Source organism: Micavibrio aeruginosavorus ARL-13 (genome assembly GCF_000226315.1).
GTDB classification, from domain to species: Bacteria; Pseudomonadota; Alphaproteobacteria; order Micavibrionales; family Micavibrionaceae; genus Micavibrio; species Micavibrio aeruginosavorus_B.
This window is the reverse complement of record NC_016026.1, coordinates 1,135,280-1,153,854: the sequence shown is the minus strand read 5'-3', so window position 1 is coordinate 1,153,854 and position 18,575 is coordinate 1,135,280. Positions and strand designations below refer to the sequence as shown.

General features: G+C 53.0%; 15 protein-coding genes and 2 tRNA genes. 10 read left to right on the top strand and 7 right to left on the bottom strand.

What is annotated here, in order from left to right:
* Positions 1-202: 202 nt before the first annotated feature.
* Positions 203-2,185 carry a transketolase gene (gene tkt / locus MICA_RS05505; RefSeq protein WP_041794375.1) on the top strand — a complete coding sequence of 661 codons (1,983 nt, stop codon included), beginning with the start codon at positions 203-205 and terminating at the stop codon, positions 2,183-2,185.
* Here tkt and MICA_RS05500 read toward each other — a convergent pair.
* Both MICA_RS05500 and MICA_RS05495 read right to left on the bottom strand, forming a co-directional pair.
* The gene (locus MICA_RS05500; RefSeq protein WP_014102714.1) at positions 2,136-3,029 is read right to left on the bottom strand and encodes an alpha/beta fold hydrolase; all 894 of its coding nucleotides are present in this window, start codon (positions 3,027-3,029) and stop codon (positions 2,136-2,138) included. The two genes, tkt and MICA_RS05500, sit on opposite strands and share 50 nt — an antisense overlap.
* Positions 3,030-3,034: 5 nt before the next feature.
* Positions 3,035-3,718, bottom strand: a complete 684-nt coding sequence (locus MICA_RS05495) for a class I SAM-dependent methyltransferase (protein WP_014102713.1) — start codon at positions 3,716-3,718, stop codon at positions 3,035-3,037.
* Positions 3,719-4,340: 622 nt separating this feature from the next.
* Between MICA_RS05495 and gap the strand changes: the two genes are divergently transcribed.
* Positions 4,341-5,351, top strand: a complete 1,011-nt coding sequence (gene gap / locus MICA_RS05490) for a type I glyceraldehyde-3-phosphate dehydrogenase (protein WP_014102711.1) — start codon at positions 4,341-4,343, stop codon at positions 5,349-5,351.
* A 48-nt stretch (positions 5,352-5,399) separates the two neighbouring features.
* Here gap and MICA_RS05485 read toward each other — a convergent pair whose 3' ends face one another.
* On the bottom strand, positions 5,400-6,917 hold the full coding sequence (locus MICA_RS05485) for a hypothetical protein (RefSeq protein ID WP_014102710.1): 1,518 nt from the start codon (positions 6,915-6,917) through the stop codon (positions 5,400-5,402).
* Between the two features lie 205 nt (positions 6,918-7,122).
* Here MICA_RS05485 and MICA_RS05480 point away from each other — a divergent pair, with 205 nt between their 5' ends.
* From MICA_RS05480 to rpmE, 4 genes are all read left to right on the top strand, one after another.
* Positions 7,123-7,677, top strand: coding sequence for a MarR family transcriptional regulator (locus MICA_RS05480; RefSeq protein ID WP_014102709.1), 555 nt, complete (start codon positions 7,123-7,125; stop codon positions 7,675-7,677).
* Between the two features lie 9 nt (positions 7,678-7,686).
* Entirely contained in the window at positions 7,687-7,920 is a 234-nt protein-coding gene (locus tag MICA_RS05475; RefSeq protein WP_014102708.1) for a hypothetical protein, read from the top strand.
* Positions 7,921-8,028: 108 nt separating this feature from the next.
* Positions 8,029-9,126, top strand: coding sequence for a class II fructose-bisphosphate aldolase (gene fbaA / locus MICA_RS05470; protein ID WP_014102707.1), 1,098 nt, complete (start codon positions 8,029-8,031; stop codon positions 9,124-9,126).
* 156 nt (positions 9,127-9,282) lie between these two features.
* Positions 9,283-9,525 (top strand): 50S ribosomal protein L31, encoded by a 243-nt coding sequence (rpmE, locus tag MICA_RS05465; RefSeq protein WP_014102706.1) that lies wholly within the window; start codon positions 9,283-9,285, stop codon positions 9,523-9,525.
* 284 nt (positions 9,526-9,809) lie between these two features.
* Here rpmE and MICA_RS05460 read toward each other — a convergent pair whose 3' ends face one another.
* The 4 genes from MICA_RS05460 to MICA_RS05445 all read right to left on the bottom strand — a co-directional run bounded on the left by MICA_RS05460 (position 9,810) and on the right by MICA_RS05445 (position 15,624).
* Complete coding sequence (locus MICA_RS05460) at positions 9,810-12,470, bottom strand: valine--tRNA ligase (protein WP_014102705.1); 2,661 nt, start codon at positions 12,468-12,470, stop codon at positions 9,810-9,812.
* 53 nt (positions 12,471-12,523) lie between these two features.
* Entirely contained in the window at positions 12,524-13,156 is a 633-nt protein-coding gene (locus tag MICA_RS05455) for a DUF2497 domain-containing protein (RefSeq protein WP_014102704.1), read from the bottom strand.
* Between the two features lie 76 nt (positions 13,157-13,232).
* The gene (locus tag MICA_RS05450) at positions 13,233-14,921 is read right to left on the bottom strand and encodes a TolC family outer membrane protein (protein WP_014102703.1); all 1,689 of its coding nucleotides are present in this window, start codon (positions 14,919-14,921) and stop codon (positions 13,233-13,235) included.
* Between the two features lie 43 nt (positions 14,922-14,964).
* The gene (locus MICA_RS05445; RefSeq protein WP_014102702.1) at positions 14,965-15,624 is read right to left on the bottom strand and encodes a protein-L-isoaspartate O-methyltransferase family protein; all 660 of its coding nucleotides are present in this window, start codon (positions 15,622-15,624) and stop codon (positions 14,965-14,967) included.
* Between the two features lie 417 nt (positions 15,625-16,041).
* On the opposite strand from MICA_RS05445, the gene MICA_RS05440 reads away from it, so the two are divergent.
* The 4 genes from MICA_RS05440 (at position 16,042) to MICA_RS05425 (ending at position 18,471) form a co-directional block, all read left to right on the top strand.
* Positions 16,042-16,115: transfer RNA gene (locus MICA_RS05440), tRNA-Cys, on the top strand.
* 80 nt (positions 16,116-16,195) lie between these two features.
* A tRNA-Asn gene (locus MICA_RS05435) sits at positions 16,196-16,270 on the top strand.
* 91 nt (positions 16,271-16,361) lie between these two features.
* Positions 16,362-17,078: a prolipoprotein diacylglyceryl transferase family protein gene (locus MICA_RS05430; RefSeq protein WP_041793853.1), complete on the top strand. Its 717-nt coding sequence runs from the start codon at positions 16,362-16,364 to the stop codon at positions 17,076-17,078.
* Positions 17,059-18,471, top strand: a complete 1,413-nt coding sequence (locus MICA_RS05425; RefSeq protein WP_014102700.1) for a radical SAM protein — start codon at positions 17,059-17,061, stop codon at positions 18,469-18,471. Before MICA_RS05430 ends, MICA_RS05425 begins: the two co-directional genes overlap by 20 nt.
* Positions 18,472-18,575: the final 104 nt, after the last annotated feature.

Genomic DNA, 18,575 nt, shown 5'->3' with positions numbered 1-18,575 from the left:
CTCAATAGCATCCCCGCGAAAGCGGGGATCCACGAATCCGCCCCCAAAAACCCATGGATCCCCGCTTTCGCGGGGATGCTAAAAATAGAGAGACGGCGGGGATATTGACCACGCACCCCTGCCCCGGCATTGTATGGACACACTTCACCACACGAGGCCCCCAATGACCCAAGCGCCCATGCAACAAGCGAGTGCCAAAATCATGACAAACGCATCCCCCGATTTGAAAACCATGTCCAATGCCATCCGCGCTCTGGCCATGGACGCCGTGGAGAAAGCCAATTCCGGCCACCCCGGCATGCCGATGGGTATGGCCGACGTGGCCACGGTGCTGTTCACCAAATTCATGAATTTTGACGCCAAGCATCCGGAATGGGCCGACCGCGACCGTTTCATCCTGTCCGCCGGACACGGGTCGATGCTGCAATACGCCCTGCTCTACCTCCTCGGGTATGAGAAGATGACGCTGGACCAGATCAAGAATTTCCGCCAACTGCACGCCATCACCGCGGGCCACCCAGAAGTGATGCCAAGCGCCGGTATCGAAATCACCACCGGCCCGCTGGGTCAGGGTATTTCCACCGCGCCGGGCTTTGCACTGGCCGAACGCATTCTGAATGCCCGTTTTGGTGATGATCTGATCAATCACTGGACCTATGTCATCGCATCCGACGGCGATTTGATGGAAGGCATCAGCCACGAAGCCTGCGCACTGGCCGGGCACCTGAAATTGTCGAAATTGGTTGTGCTGTATGATGATAACGGCATTTCCATTGATGGCCCGACATCGCTGTCTTATTCCGATGATGTGACCAAGCGCTTTGAATCCTATCACTGGGATGTGCAAACGGTTGATGGCCACGACATGGCCGCGATTGAACACGCCATTGCCCACGCCAAAACAACCGACAAGCCAAGCATCATCCGTTGCAAAACCAAAATCGGTTTCGGTGCACCGACGAAAGAAAACAAATCATCATCCCACGGCTCCCCGCTGGGCACGGATGAAATTGCGGGCGCGCGTAAAAACCTCAACTGGCCGCACGCGCCGTTTGAAATTCCGGACGATGTTCTGGCCGCATGGCGCGATGCTGGCCGCCGCGGCGCCAGCAACTATGCCGCATGGAATGAACGCCTTGAATCATCCGCGAACAAGGGCGCATTCCTGAAAACCATGGCGGGCGATGTTGCCAAAGACATTGCCCCGCTGGTGAATGAACTGAAAAAACAATTCGCCAGCGATGCCAAAGCCGACGCCACCCGTAAAACATCCGGCAAAGTGCTGGAGAAGCTGGTTCCGGCTGTCGCTGAACTGATCGGCGGATCGGCGGATTTGACGGGTTCGGTTATGACCCAGATCAAAGGCCCCACCAACATCACCCCCGGCGATTATAACGGCCAATATATTCATTACGGCGTGCGCGAACACGGCATGGCCGCGATGATGAACGGCATGGCTCTGCATGGCGGGATTATTCCGTATGCCGGAACGTTCCTGTCCTTCGCCGATTATTGCCGCCCATCCATTCGTTTGGGTGCGTTGATGAAACAGCGTGTCATCCATGTGATGACGCACGATTCCATCGGCCTTGGCGAAGATGGCCCGACGCACCAAGCGGTGGAACATCTGGCTGCGTTGCGCGCCATTCCGAACACCTACACGTTCCGTCCGTGTGACGGCGTGGAAACGGCGGAATGCTGGGAACTGGCGATCAACAAAAAAACCGCTCCGTCCATCATGGCCCTGACGCGTCAGAATCTGAAAGTCCTGCGCACCACGCACACGGATGAAAACCTCTCCGCCCGCGGCGCGTATATTCTGGCCGATGCGAAAGATGCCAAGGTCACGATTTTCGCTTCCGGGTCCGAAGTTGAAATTGCAATGGATGCCAAGGCAAAGCTGGACGCCGCCGGAACACCGACCCGCGTTGTATCCGTCCCATGTCTGGATTTATTCATGGAACAGGACAAAGACTATTTCATGTCCTTCGTCTGCAACGACACGATCAAGGTCGCCGTCGAAGCCGCCATCCGCATGCCGTGGGACCGTTTGATCGGCCCGCATGGCATTTTCGTCGGCATGTCCACCTTTGGCGAGTCAGCCCCGGCGGAAGTGCTCTACAAGCATTTCGGCATTACGGCTGAGGCGGTTGTGGAGAAGGTGCAGGCGAAACTGGCGCGATAACACCGGCCATAACGCTCTTTAAGAACATTTGAACATGCGGGTCATGCACATCATGGCCCGCATTGTTTATGATGGTTTCGCCGGCTGTAGGCGTACCAATATAATCATTGGCCCCACGAATGAATTTCGCGTTTGGCGGAACAACGATTTGTGTCTTGGATGACAGGCCAAAATCCTGTTCAATCATGTTCGCAAAAACCGTGCGGTTGGCGACCAGACGGTCCAGTTCCGCCCCACTGGCATTATACGTCCCGAATACACGTTCGTAATTCAGGGCCGCATCACGCTTTTCCTGCGGCGCTCCCCACAACAAAAACGCATTGGCGGACAGAACCGCGAAATACGCACTGTTCGGGCCATAGGTCGTGCAGAATTTTTTCCATCCATCGGGGTATTGTTGCTGGCTGCGTTGGTAATACGCCTCCAGCTCCTTCTTACCGCCCAAAAATGCGCCGTAAAACACCACATCATTCACATGTTGCTGGTATTTTTGCGCATACAAACAACACACAGCCGCCCCGGCGGACCACCCAAACAAACTGACCTGATCCACACCCAAATGAGCACGAACGGTTTCAATGTCATCGGCCAGATTGGGGTACAGGTTCTTTTCAACCTTGCCCATCGGCGTGGACAAACCAACACCGCGCGCATGAATGATAATCACACGTTGGGTATCCAAATCCCACATCGACAATTTCGATGGTTCAAACACATTTCCGGAATTGCCATGCACCATGACAAACGCCGGCGCGTCAACGGGACCATAGGATTCAAAATAAATCCGGTGCCCTGACCCATCGGCGGCATCAATCATGCCTGTACGCGGGAATGCGTTTTTCATTGGTGTTAGACCTTTACAAAGCGGAACAAAATTTTTGTCTGGCTGTAATAGTTCAGTTTGTCGATCAGCGTCGGGTAATACACCTTGTCATCCGGTTCCACCCCGATGAACCCATCGCTGCGGAACTGTTTGGCCTCAACCGCGAACCCGTTCGCGGCAAATGCGCCCGCGTAATCATCCAACGCGTAATGCGGCACATCAATGTTCGAATAATCGCTGATCGCCTTGTGCCAATCGGCCCAACGGGGGTTATCCGTATGGCACCCCGTGGCGGCGTAATAAACCCCGCCCGGCTTTAAAACCTGTGCCATGTCTTTGGCATGGGCATGTAAATCGGGCAACAAATAAATAACCTCGTGGCTGAACGCCATGTCGAATGTATTGGCCATGCCGGGCAATTGGCTGGTGTGGAAAAAATCGGCCGGGGCAAATTGGTTGCGCGCACGGGCCTTGGCCAATGATCCTTCGGCGATGTCTACACCCACGGCCCGGGCAAAAGGCATGGTGTTGAACAGCATCTGGATAAAACCGCCCTGGTTACACCCGAAATCCAGAATGGTTTTATGGCGCAAATCCCGCTCGCGCACATGGCCAATCATGGTTTGCCAATGGTGCATATGGCCCGGCACCATGCGGTCTTCTTCTTCCTGGGATGTGGTCCATGTGTCCAGTTTCTGGGATTGGGTCATCAAACGCTCCTGCTTAAATGATGCAAATAATTCTCATTTACAGATGGGCCGGTCAAGCATTCTCCTGCGCTGAACTTATATTTCCTGTTGCTAATAAAGTTTTCATAATTTTATCGCAAAATGAAAATATAGAGGATATGGAAAGGCACTGAAAACATGAGGGATTTCATTGAGGGCATGCACCGTGTTGGCGAAGCCATGAGTGCTGCAATCAGCGCCCAAGTCACCAAAGAAGCGCAAGCGCGCCGGGAGTGCCAAACCGAGACAGAGGCCAGGGCCCAGCCGCCGCCGCACGGACGAACAGATCATTGATATTCGCGCATTTGATAGCGCATTACCGGGCCAGAGGATGACATCCTTTGGCCCGTAGCGCTTTCCCCCTTTCGTCATCCCGGAAATCCTGACAAGGATTATCCGGGATTTCTGCCGTAATGGCACCGCTGTCACAGGCCCACCCATCACGGCCACAATCCCGGATAACGCCGATGGCGTTTCCGGGATGACGGGAAACGGATGTGATTATATTCATTCTTATATATTCATGGCCCCCGTCTTGTATCCTGCCGTTGAAACGATAATATGGCCCGGAACATAAACGACATCTTTCAACAGAGGATTTCCCATGACAGCATCCGTCGCCATCAGTGGCTTTGGCCGTATCGGCCGCCTGGTTTTACGCGCCCTTTATGAATCTGGCCGTAAGGATCTGGAGATTGTCGCCATCAACGATCTGGCCGATCTGCACACCAATGCGCATTTGTTGAAATATGACTCGGTTCATGGCCGTTTCCCGTTCGACGTGGAAACCCAAGGCAATGACGTTCTGATCGTCAATGGTCACAAAATTAAATGCGTTCAGGTGAAAGACCCAGCTGCCCTACCCTGGAAAGATGTAGGCGTTGATGTTGCATTTGAATGCTCCGGCATTTTCACCAAACGTGATGATGCGGCCAAACATTTGACCGCTGGCGCGAAAAAGGTGCTTATTTCCGCCCCGGCCACCGATGAAGACATCACGGTTGTTTATGGTGTGAACTCCGACAAGCTGACCGCTGATCACAAAATCGTGTCCAACGCATCCTGCACCACCAACTGCCTCGCCCCTGTGGCATCCGTGTTGCACAACGCGATTGGGATTGAACATGGGTTCATGACCACCATTCATTCCTACACCGGCGACCAGCGCATTGTGGACACCAACCACAAGGATTTGCACCGCGCCCGCGCCGCCGCGCTGAACATGATCCCGACCTCCACCGGGGCCGCCAAGGCCGTGGGCAAGGTTCTGCCGGATCTGAAAGGCAAGCTGGACGGCGTTGCCATCCGCGTGCCAACCCCGAACGTGTCACTGGTTGATTTCAAATTCGTGGCCAAACGCGCCACGACGGTGGAAGAAATCAGCGAACTGATCAAAGCCGCCGCCAACAGCAATCAGTTGAAGGGCATCCTCGGCTACTACACCGACGAACTGGTCAGCGGCGATTTCAACCACGACCCGCATTCATCCATGTTTGCCATCAACGAAACCAAAGTCATCGACGGCACCATGGTGCGCGTCATGGCGTGGTACGACAACGAATGGGGCTTCTCCAACCGCATGTTGGACACCGCCGTAAAGATGGCCAGCCTGTAATACAGGACCACATAAACAAACAAAAACGGCGCCCGATGGCGCCGTTTTTTATCCTAAATGCTTACCCGCCCGCATTCGTTTGTGAAAGGCTTTTACATCCCGATCAATTTCCTCATCGGTATAATCCAGTGCCTTAATCTGCACCAACGCCTGCGCATTATCATTCGACGCAATCGTATTAAATTGCGTTGTTAAATCGCGATAATCCGGCAACTCCATTTTCGGCTTTTGCCCTTCTTGCACGGCAAGCGATTGCCTGCGAGACACATCGTGCAGGTTATTCAAAGCATCGCGTAATTTCATCATTCCATTGGCGATGACTTCTGGCTCGCGCGGTTGCATGATAAAGGCCCGAACAGTTTTTTTCCTTTCATCATCAAAGGAATAATTATCCATTAGCGTATCGGCCTCACGCGCCAAAGATTGCGCAAATTCCACCGCACCAAAACATGAAAAATCGCCCAGATCAGATTGATACCCGCTATACAAAAACGCCGCGTTATAAACCATAAAACTTAAAGCACTCTTCCGCAGAACATCGTTTATCTCGGCTTCTTCCGCATAAACATCAGCCAAACTAGCCAGCTTCTGCACAGCAGGGATAGCGGATTTTACACACGCAATACCCGCTGCCAAATCGATCGAATTCCGCTTCTCCCATGGAAGCGGAAAGGACGCGGTTTCCATGCGCCTCGCAACACGACCACGAACATTTCTACAATCTTTCAGAACTTGTCCAAAATAATAGGTCTTATTATCGCCGATTTTTTTCGCAACATAATCCGCAGCCGCCTGAATAGATGCAAAATATTCAAAATCTTTCATCGGATCATCAGATTGCGGCTTGGCATGAATTTCCAATCGCGCCAAATCAATCAAACGAACGGCAGCTTGCTTCTCCGCTATGATGTCTGCGTAAACCTTGGCCGCGAATTGCAATTCGCTCTCTGGATAGGTGCCGTTGCGAACGGGTTTACCCTCGCTGGTCAGACTGGGGTGGCCATTGATTTCGAAAATAATGTGCTCGCCATGGGCAAAATCAATGAAGTGTGATCCGCTTAAATCCTCGACCACGTCTTCGCGCAGGGAATGCGCGCTCTGTGCATCCGTGCCAAATTCGAACAGGGCCATTTTATGCAGCGCCCGCATCACACACACATCATCTTCCAAAATCACGGATGATTTCACGGGGACTTTTCCGTTTGCATCCGCATCGGCGGACAAAGCGGGCAAAACACGGGCTTCAGAAACGGCCATTTTCGCGATGCGCCATTTTTGCAGATCAGGCACATAATCAGCCTCCAGATATTCGTGCGGCTGCCCCGGCAAAGCGTGATTTTTAAACGCACGGGTGCGGAAGGATTTTTTGGACTGCGCGAAAAATAAAGATTCCTGTTCGGTCAATGTCCATGGCTCGACAATTTTCGACGGTGGCGCTGGCAACGGCAGCGGCAATTCCTTGGGTGTGGAATTCGCGCGCAACCGCTGATCCCAGCCAAAGGAAAATAGTCGCTTGAGGAAACCCGGCTTATGCGCCGTACCATGACCGTATGAATCGTCCGCCATATCTATTTTCCCTAATTATACCCGAGCCGCCAAAAGATAGCCCTGAATTATGGAATATGTCAAACAAAACCACCCCCACACAAAAACAAACTTTTCCTTTTAATATCAAGCCATTATAAAAACGCCCCATCCCCAGAAACACATTCTTAGACATTTACCCCCAAAATGGTGTTCAATAACCGGGATTTACGGTGAAAAGGCGCGCATGACGCAATCCATGGACCCAAAGGAAAAGGCCGAGCGGATCGGCCATATTATTGACCATCTGGTGGATGCACTGGGGGGTGAACCGGCTTGCACCCTGCGGCGGGCGGTCATTTTGGCCGATATTGATGAATTTCCGGGCACGACCCAGGCCGAAATCATGGAACGGTTGGGGGCGCATAAATCCGCCCTGAACCGCGATATTGAATGGTTATATGACTATGGCTGCATTATGCGCCAGCAATCGGGCCGCGATGGGCGGGAAATCCGCCTGCATATTGCAGGTTATTCCAAGAAAAACTTGGATTTATCGCTGGATTACTTCGAAAAATCGCATAAAAGCTTGAAAAACTTCCTGATTCACTATATCAATCTGTTCGGTCAGCACCGCCCCACTCTGCGGGACGCCAAGATTGTCGCCACGGTGGGCAGTCTGAAAACGGTGAAACGCCAAGATGTTTTTGATGTTTTGTATAACGGGCCGCTGACCACGGACAACCGGGCATTAAACAACCTTATTGCCGCGGGAATCCTGCAGAAGACCGGAAATGATTGATTTGGAACGATGACAACAGGACTTGAGTTTACAGCACAGTTTGAGGCCGCATTCGACGCCCTCCCGTCCCCGGTGGTTGATCCCAACGTGGCGGCGCTGACTCTGGACTTTGGCGCGGACGGATCATCCGGTGGCGGTTTTGGCTTCTCCTTCGGCGGCTTCAGCTTTGGCGGTGGCGGTTCTTCTGATGGTGGCGCGGCTCCGTCGGGTGGCGAAGGCGGCGGTCCGGCTCCGGCTCCGTAATTCCAGTAAGACCAAATTTTTCAAAAGCCCCGCGCAAGTTGGGGCTTTTTGTTTGGCCGCGCGGGTTCTATAGTTTTCCCATCATTGCATTTGAAAAAGGATCACATCATGGACACCACGAAATTGAAACCCGGCGTTGTTACGGGCGCGGACTATCTGGCTTTGGTCAAGGCCTGCAAAGATGGTCAATACGCCCTGCCCGCCGTCAACGTGGTTGGCACCAATTCCATCAACGCCGTGATGGAAGCCGCGGCAAAAAACAAAGCCGATGTGATCATCCAACTGTCCAACGGCGGCGCTGAATTTTACGCGGGCAAGGGATGCGCCGACAGTTTCAAGGCGAAGGTTCTGGGCGCCGTATCCGCCGCCCGCCACGTCCACATGATGGCCGAACATTACGGCGTGTGCGTCGTCCTGCACACCGACCACGCCAACAAGAAATTGATCCCGTGGGTTGAGGCAATGATCGAACATGGCGAAGCGTTCTACAAAGAAACGGGCAAGCCGCTCTTCTCCTCCCACATGGTGGATTTGTCCGAGGAAGATCTGGATTTCAACCTGTCGGAATGTGCCCGCCTGCTGAAACGCATGGCGAAGATTGATATGAGCATTGAAATCGAACTGGGCGTCACCGGTGGCGAAGAAGACGGCGTCGGGTCCGACGATGTCGATAACGACAAACTCTACACCCAGCCGGAAGATGTTCTGCGCGCCTATGACACCCTGCTGCCGCTCGGTCATTTCAGCATTGCCGCTTCGTTCGGCAACGTGCATGGCGTTTACAAACCGGGCAACGTGAAACTGCGCCCCGAAATCCTGAAAAATTCTCAGGAACTGGTCCAGAAAACCCACAACACGGCGGCCAACCCACTGGATCTGGTCTTCCATGGCGGATCTGGGTCGGAAAAGGACAAAATCACCGAATCTCTGGGCTACGGCATTTTCAAAATGAACATCGACACGGACACCCAGTTCGCGTTCTCTGAATCCGTGGGCAAATTCGTCGAGGCCAACGCCAAGGCGTTCAAGTACCAGATCGACCCGGATGACGGCACCCCGTACAAAAAACTGTACGACCCCCGCAAATGGCTGCGCGAGGGCGAACTGGGAATCATCGCCCGCCTGGACGAAGCCTTCGCCGATTTGCGCTCCGCAGGGAAGTCATTGGCCTGTGGGACGTGTGATTCAACGGCAAAATGCGCCTAGGCCTACAAGGATAGAGTATTGAAAAGAAACGGTTTTTTATAAAAACCCCGTAACCATGACCCCGGCGAACCGTTTTAGGTGCTTTTTTCCGAAAAAGTACTTGAATTGCTGGGGTATTAACGATAAAAAGTGCGCCTGATTTATAGGAGATACGCCATGAAGGCCGACATACACCCGGACTACCACGAAATCACAGTCGTGACGACCAAGGGCGAAGAATATTCGATGCGCACCACCTGGGGCAAACCGGGTGACGTGATGCGTCTGGACGTTGACTGCTACAGCCACCCGGCTTGGAGCGGCGGCGCACAGAAAATTACCGAACGCGGCGCGCTGGACAAATTCTCCAAGCGTTACGCAGGTTTCGGCCTCAGCGCAGAAGCTGGCGACAAGAAATAATCGCTGTCGCGATACGACATACAAAAGCCGCCCATTGGGCGGCTTTTTTGTTTTTTTGTCCTCTACCCCGGCCTGCGCCGGGATGGCAAAGGCGAATACACACATTCCATCATTGCCCGGTTTATCCGGGCAATCCATCGGCTGGTATGGATCACCCGGATAAACCGGGTGATGACGAATGGTGTGGCTTGTACAAATAAAAAACACGACGCCCACGACGGCACGACGATTATGGGCGCAAAACCCCGTCGTGATCGTCGTGGGCGTCGTGTTGTAACGCCGTCTTACGCCGCTTCCAACTGCTTCAGCGCCGCGGACAGTTTCGTCCGGGTGGTTTCGGCTGTTTCTTTGCGCTTGTGCTGTTCTTCAATAATCTCCGCCGGAGCATTATCGACGAATTTCTTATCGGACAGCTTCTGCTCGATCTTTTCAATGTCGGATGACAGCTTCTCGATCTCTTTGCGCAGACGGGCGCGTTCCTTGTCCAGATCGATAATGTCGGCAATCGGCATGATCAACGTGGCTTCATTCACCACCGTCTGGATTGATCCCGCCGGAACGGACTGGCCGCTGAACAGATCGACAGTTTCCAGACGCGCCATGCGCTTCAGAACGTCGTCGTAGGATTTCAGGCTGGCCTGTGTGCCCGCATTCGCATCCTTGACCAGCAGGCGAATTTTCGCCCCTGCTGGAACGTTCATATCGGCCCGCACACTGCGGATTTCGGTGATGAACTTGATCAGCCAGTTCATTTCCGTCGTCGCATCCGCATGCGTGAACGATGCCGGGTATTCCGGCCATTGGGACGAAATCAACGCCGTGTTCAACGGGCGTTCGGCCAGCGCCGTGTACAGCTCCTCGGTAATGAACGGCATGATCGGGTTCAGGATCAGCAAAATCTGGTCCAGCACCCAGCCGGTCGTTTCGCGGGTTTCTTCGGCCTGGACCTTGTCATCACCCGACAGGATCGGCTTGGTAAACTCCAGATACCAGTCGCAGAACGTGCCCCAGACGAATTGGTACAGGGCATTGGCGGCATCGTTGAATTTATACGCTTCAATCGCCGCATCCACCGCTTCGGTCGTTTCCTTCAGCGCGCTGATAATCCATTTGTTCGGCGTCGCCGTGACGGTGGCGGGGTTATAATTCCGCCCGGCCGCGCAATGGTTCATCTGGCAATACCGCGCCGCGTTCCACAATTTGGTGGCAAAGTTACGGTATGTTTCCACACGATCTTCGGACAGTTTGATATTCCGCCCCTGCGTGGCCAACGCGGCCAACGTAAAGCGCAGCGCGTCCGCACCGTATTTTTCAATGGTATCCAACGGGTCAATGACGTTGCCACGGGTTTTGGACATTTTCTGTCCCTTCCCGTCCAGAATCAAACCATGCAGGTAAACGGTTTTGAACGGCACATCCCCCATGAAGTGAATGCCCATCATCATCATCCGGGCCACCCAGAAGAAGATAATATCGGCCGCCGTGGTCAGCACGTCACCCGGATAATATTTGTTCAGTTCCGGCGTCTTATCCGGCCAGCCCAGTGTCGAGAACGGCCACAAAGCGGAGGAGAACCATGTATCCAGAACATCTTCATCACGGGTCAGGGTAACACCGTCACCAAACTTCGCTTTGGCTTCGGCATAGGCCTCCTCTTCCGTCTCGGCCACAAATACGGACCCTTCCGGGCCGTACCATGCGGGGATCTGGTGTCCCCACCACAATTGGCGGGAAATACACCATGGCTGGATGTTTTCCATCCAGTGGAAATAGGTGCTTTCGGCGGATTTCGGAATAATGACCGTTTTGCCCGAGCGCACAGCCTCAATCGCTGGCTGGGCCAGCGTTTTGGCATCGCAGTACCATTGTTCGGTCATGAACGGTTCCAGAATGACGCTTTTGCTTTTCTCGTCATACGGAATGGCATGAGTAACATCTTCGATTTTGACCAGCAGGTCTTGTGCTTCCAGCTCTTCCAGTAATTTCTTGCGGGCTTCGAAGCGTTCCATACCCTGATATTCTTCCGGCGCGTTTTCGTTCAAATGCGCAGTGCGATCGAAGATATTGATAAACTCTAGCCCGTGACGCTTGCCGATTTCAAAGTCATTGAAATCGTGCGCCGGGGTCACCTTCATCGCACCGGTCCCGAATTCCGGATCCACATATTCATCGGCAATAATTTTAATCGGGCGGCCAACGATCGGCAGGATGGCGAATTTACCGACCAAGTCCTTGTACCGATCATCATTCGGATTCACGATAATCGCCGTATCGCCCAGCATGGTTTCCGGGCGCGTTGTTGCGATGGTGATGAAACGTTCCGTTTCCCCTTCGATCGGGTAACGGATGTGCCACATATGGCCCTTGGTCTCCTTCATCTCCACTTCCAGATCGGAAACGGCGGTCTGTAATTTCGGGTCCCAGTTCACCAGACGGTTGTCTTTGTAGATCAGCCCTTCCTTGAACAGCTGAACGAACACGCGGCGTACGGCGCGGTTCAGGCCTTCGTCCATGGTGAACCGTTCACGTGCCCAATCTGGCGACGTGCCAAGGCGGCGGAACTGTCGTGTGATTGTGCTGCCGGAATATTCTTTCCATTCCCAAACTTTTTCGAGGAATTTTTCGCGGCCCATTTCGCGACGGTTTAAACCTTCGGCGGCCAGATTGCGTTCAACAATCATCTGTGTCGCAATACCGGCATGGTCGGTGCCCGGTTGCCACAGGGCGTCGCGCCCCTTCATCCGGTAATAGCGGGTCAGGATGTCCTGTAACGTGCCATTCAACGCATGGCCGAGGTGCAGGCTGCCCGTGACGTTGGGCGGCGGCATCATGATTGTAAAGGGCGCTGTGTTGCTTTCCGGGTTGCATTTGAACACGCCGGATTGTTCCCACAATTCGTAATGTTGCGCTTCAACCTTTTCAGGCTGAAATGTTTTTTCCAGCATGGATCATCCCCGTGCAGAGTTGTACAAAAAACCAGTAATTTCCGATGTTTGTTTTAGTCGTCTAAAGCGCGCTGGGCAAGCTTTTCCAGCTCTTTTTGGACCATGCGCTCGATCATTGTCGGCAGATTGTCATCCAACCACTGACGCAACAGCGGTTGAAGCATATCGCGTACAATATCCTCGATTGTTACGCCCTCACCGGTTTGGCGACGGCGGTCAACAGCGATGTTGTTGGCCAGACGCGCAAACCCCGCAAACGTGGCCGAGGCCGCAACTTCACCCAAAACGGATTCTTCGTCGATGTCGACTTTGGACATCGCCACGGGAGCCGGCTTTGGTGCGGGCGCAGGGGCGGGTTTCGGTGCTGGTGGCGGTGGTGGCGGAGCCGCAACAACAGGCTCCTCCTCCACGGCGTCTTCCATGTCAATGATTGGTGCAGGCGCCGGTTCTTCCGGCTCTTCTTCCGGAATCGGATCTTTCAGCTCGAGAACATCGTCCTTCTTCGGCTCTGCCTGTTTCACAGGTTCCGGAGTCGGTGCAGGCGCGGGCTTTGGCTCTTCCTTCACAGGTTCAGGTTCTGCAGCTTGCGCAGGTGTACCATCCTCATCATCGTCAGAAATGATCTGACGAATGGAGGCCAAAATTTCCTCGATTGAGGGTTCCTGATCTGGGGCGGTCGCGTTCATTCGGCGCAATATTCCGTAAGATGTTTCACAAAAATTTATCTCTGTGAAATCAGTTTCTTACATTGCTCCACCCTTGTCAAAGGCCGTTATCGCCGTGATCCACCGTATTTTCTGTATCCATAGAGAAAACACGGCTTGTTATGTCATCCAGATGGGCGTCATACCCCTCCATATGGCTGAGTTCTGGAAAACCGAGCGAATCCGGGGTCAATGTGCCAACCGTCGAGGCCAGGAAATACTGCGCTACGACCTCGTCACGCTGGGCTGTGACCAGGGCGGTTTGCGCATCCAGATATTCCTGGTCCGCATCCAACGCATCCAGAATGGTCCGCGTCCCCAGTTCGGCTTCCTGCTTCACGCCATCACGCGCAACGCGGGTGGCCACAACCTGGGCCTCACGCGAGGTGATTTCGGCACGAGCCGCAGCCAGATCTTCCCAGGAGCTGACTGCTTGCTGGCGGGCCAGGCGGCGCGCCTCGCTGATCTGAAGCAGACGCTGGCTTTCCGTGTGCTTAGCCTGACGCACGCGGGAGCGCGTGGCACCCGCTTCGTACAGCGGAATGGTCGCACGCACACCGATCGCCGTGTCCGAAGAATCATCATACAGACCCGGTGATGGGTCCCAAGCCTGGTTCCACTGTGCGAACAGCCCCACTTCCGGCAGCAATTCGCCAAAAACGCGGTCAATATCATGCTCCGCCGCATTGCGCAGGAATTCCGCCGCAACAACGGACGGGTTATCGGTCTCCGCCTGGGACACGGCCGCATCACGTGATGCCGGGATACTGACTTTTACCTTCGGATAAACCAGGCGGCCTGCAGGCATACCAACAACCTGTTCATACACAGCCAGGCTGGACCGCAATTGACCAATCGCGTTGGTGACGCCGGCTTCGGCCTGAGCCAAACGGGCTTCGGATTGTGATACGTCTGTCCGGGTTACATCACCCACATCGAAACGCGCGCGGGACGCTTCCAACTGGCGGGCGATCACTTCGCGGTTATTGACGGACAAGTCATACAAAGCCTGATCGCGCAACACGTTCATATATGCAGTGATGACGGAGATCATCACATCCTGTTCCGTGGCTTTCAGGAACGCGCGTTGCGCCAGAATCAAATTTTCGGCGCTGTCGGTTGAGGCCACGGTACGGCCACCGCGATACAGCGGCTGCTGAACTTCTGCACCAATTCCTTTTTCCGTTGAACCATCCGGATCACCCGTGCCATCCAGCCACGTTTTGGTCACGTTGGCATTGGCGCTGGCGGTTGGCTTCCAACCGGCTTGGGCCTGTGGCAAGTTTTCCTGTGTTGCGTACAGTTCCTGACGCGCGGCACGAATGGTCGGGTTGTTGTCATACGCCCACCGCAGAACAGCACCCAATGTTTGTTCCGGAGCCTTGCCGTCCGCCGTTTGAATGGTGTGGATGTTGATATCCATGTCTTCGGCTTTTTCCGCCTGCGCTGCGGCAACCCGGCTCAGATCTTCTCCGTTCGAAGCCTTCGGCATGTCGCTTGATGAATCTTTGGACACCGTACCCGGCGCGGCCGCACCACCCATATAGGCATCATTTGCGCTGGTTGCTTTCTGGATCACCGGCTGGGGTTTGCTTCCAGCAGATGAACGCTCGCCCGGGCCATCCATAATCGGCGCCATTCCAACACCCGGTTTCGGGGTGTAATCCTGCGCACTGGCTGCGGCCAGGGGCGTTGCAACCATCAACGCCATTACACCAGTCAAAAATTTGTTTCGGTTACGGATCATTTGCGCAGGTCCTTCGTTGGGTTGGTCCAAAATTGGTTATCGTTTAGAAAACAAAATCGCGCCGCGGTTCAAACCCCGGCAGATACGGCATACTCGCGTCGAACACTTTCGTGGTCGAATATTTTTCATTGCCGACGCGCTGTACAATCACGGCATGGCCGGGGGCATTGGCATCGGGTTTCAGAACAGCAGCCAACCGCCCGTTCACGGACAATTGTGCAACGAAAATTTCGGGAATTTCGGCAACGGCACCATTCATCACAATCAATGAATACGGCGCATGTTCCGGGCACCCCTCCATCGCGTCGCATGTAATCGGCGCAATGTTACAGTAATCACACGCCGCCCATGCATGGCGCGCCGCATCCAATTGACCCGGGTGGGATTCCATCGTCACCACGGTGGAGGCCAACAACGACAACACTGCGGACGAATATCCCGTGCTGTCACCAACATTCAAAACAACATCATTGGCATTGACCTGTGCGGCCTCAATCATGCGCGCCAGAACAGCCGGTTCGATCAACACGCGGCCATCGCCCAGAGGAATATCTTCATCAATATATGCGATACCCGCCAGATGAGGCGGCACGAAAGATTCGCGCGGAACGGTCCGAAACGCCTCCAAAATGGCGGGCGTGACCACCCCCATTGTGTGGATCTGGGATTCAACCATCGCGCTGCGCGCCTGAGAAAAATTCATCGACAACACCAAGAGACTTAAACGTTAGAAGATACGGAACAGGAAGCGGTCCCGAACGGGCCTCTTCCTTTTTACTCTATCACCGACTCGCTGACCAGCAGTTTTCCACAGGTTAAACATAACGTCAGCAACCACTTTGGCTTGTATTTCGTATCTCCTTCACTGCCTTGCCCGACCGTCCGTGTCAATTTGCGACATGGCTTTGAATACACCCGTGAACACACAGTAATTAACATAAGTCAACGCAGGCAGAAATCTAAACCGGATGGTTTATCCGTGCTTAAATTACGCCGCCCACCGATTCCGTCAAGCCCCAGCGAACACTAAGGAACGGAAAAATCCATTTTCCCCTTAACCAGCCATTGACGCCCCGCAGAACTTCAGGCATATCCCTACCCCTGACGCATTCTTTGGTGGGGCGCGGTGGCCGAGTGGCTAGGCAGAGGACTGCAAATCCTTGTACGCCGGTTCGATTCCGGCTCGTGCCTCCAAAGATTGTTGTTAAAGTAAAAAAAGGACTGGAAATCCGGGGAATAATATTCTATCCCTCATCCCGTTCGCATATGAGCATTCCCTGATAGCTCAGCGGTAGAGCAATCGACTGTTAATCGATTGGTCGCAGGTTCGAATCCTGCTCAGGGAGCCATTTCTTTCAAGAGCAGATAGATCATAAAAACAAACCGCAAAGTTGCGGTTATTTTTTTGCACAATCTTAAGCATGGGTTTATGCTTAAGCCATGGTACATGCCCTTATTATTCATACAGCATTTGATTTTCTAGCCCTCCTCCTTGCGCTCTGCAGTGGCTGGCTCACTTATAGGTGGAGATTTCGACACGATCTGCAACAAACAGCCGCAAGCATTAACGGCCTGTACTTTGTCTGCCTAAGCTTGGGAAGCATCACAGGTGCCTATTTTTTTGGCACCCTTAACCTCCACATCTCAGGGGTTCCGGGGTTCGGACGTAGTATATTGGGAGCGCTTGCAGGCGCCATCCTTATGGTTGAACTCTATAAACTGCTATATGGAACCAAAGGATCAACCGGCTATATCTACATCATTCCCTTTTGCATTAGCGTAATCATAGGACGCCTTGGCTGCTTTTTTTCCGGGTTGGAAGACAACACACACGGCATCCCCACCGGCTCTTCCTGGGGATGGGATTACGGCGACCGAATACTCAGGCATCCAGTGCAAATTTATGAAAGCCTCAGCATGGTTGCCTTTGTCGCATTCGTACTGCTTGCATTGAAATACAGCCCCAATCTGATCATCAAAAAAGGGTTCTATTTCTGCGTTGGGTTCTACGCCACCCAGCGTTTTGCATGGGAATTTTTTAAACCCTATGAACCAATCATTGGGCCACTCAATACATTCCAATATCTTTGTATCGCGATTGTAACGTACAGCGTTTTTATGGTGAGGAGAGAAACCCGTGTCTACAGAACAGCGTAAACAGGCCCCCTATATTTTCTATGGCCAAACCACATCCTTGTGCGAGGAATGTATGGATCTAGTTCCGGCAAAAATTCTGATAGAGGACAATGATGTTTTCTATCAAAAGCGATGCAAAACGCACGGGGTTCAGAAAACAAAAATCTCTAGCGATTCTGCTTATTTTAAATGGTGCAAAGATTTTATCAAACCCGGCGACCGCCCCCACAAATATCAAACCCGAACGGAATACGGATGCCCGCTGGACTGTGGATTATGCGCCGATCACGAACAACATAGTTGCCTCGCGCTTATTGAAGTGAACGAAGAATGCAACCTGGAATGCCCCGTATGCTTTGCCGAATCATCGCCAGCCAGAAAAAAGAATCTGTCGCTGGAACAAATTGAATCGATAATGGATGCATTGGTTGAAAGCGAAGGCGAACCAGACGTTTTGCAAATCAGCGGCGGCGAACCAACCATCCACCCCCAAATCCTCGACATCCTTAAATTGGCTAAAACAAAACCCATTCGCCATCTAATGATTAACACTAATGGCGTACGCCTTGCGCGGGACCGGGACTTTGTCCAGGAATTGTCCAAACTCTCTCCAGGATTTGAAATCTATCTCCAATTCGATTCATTGGAAAAATCCGCACTCGAAAACCTGCGCGGAATTGACCTTCGCACCATTCGCCGGATGGCTTTGGACAATCTGGAGAAATTTAATATTTCTACCACACTTGTCGTCACGGTTAAAAAGGGCGTGAATGACCATGAGATCGGCGCAATCATTGACCACGCCCTCAATTACAAATGCGTTCGTGGAATTACCTTCCAGCCCGTACAAGATGCAGGCCGCAATGAAAAATTCAACAAAAACGAAGATCGCTTCTTGCTAACCGATATCCGTCGCGCCATTTACGAACAGTCCGATATTTTTGCGCCAGAGGATATCATCCCACTGCCCTGCAATCCTGAATCGATATCCATCGCCTATGGGTTACGGGATGGCCGAAAAATTACACCCGTCACATCCCTTATCCCGCAGGAAGAGCTGATCGCCGAAGTTCCAAATGCCGTATCATTTGAAAAAAATCTGGATTTGAAACAGAAAGTCATCGACTTGTTCTCACTCTCCAGCGGCGATTTGAATACGGCGGAACGCATGGAATCGTTGCTATGCTGCTTGCCCGAAGTCCCGGCCCTGAAAAATCTGGGATACGAAAATATTTTCCGCATTACGATCGTCCAGTTTCTTGACCGTTATAATTTCTGCGTTGGAAATGTAAAACGATCCTGTATCCATTTCGTAACCCCGGAAAAACAGATCATCCCATTTGACACGTACAATCTTTTTTATCGCAATGGGCTTGTTCACGACATGAGAAAACGGATACGGGGCATATTGTGAGCGTCAGAAACTTTCTCGCTTATACTTTGATGTTTCTAGGATGGGTTACCGCCTTTCTGTCTGGTGGCTGCACTGTATTTTTCTTGTTTCTGTATCTCTACAAC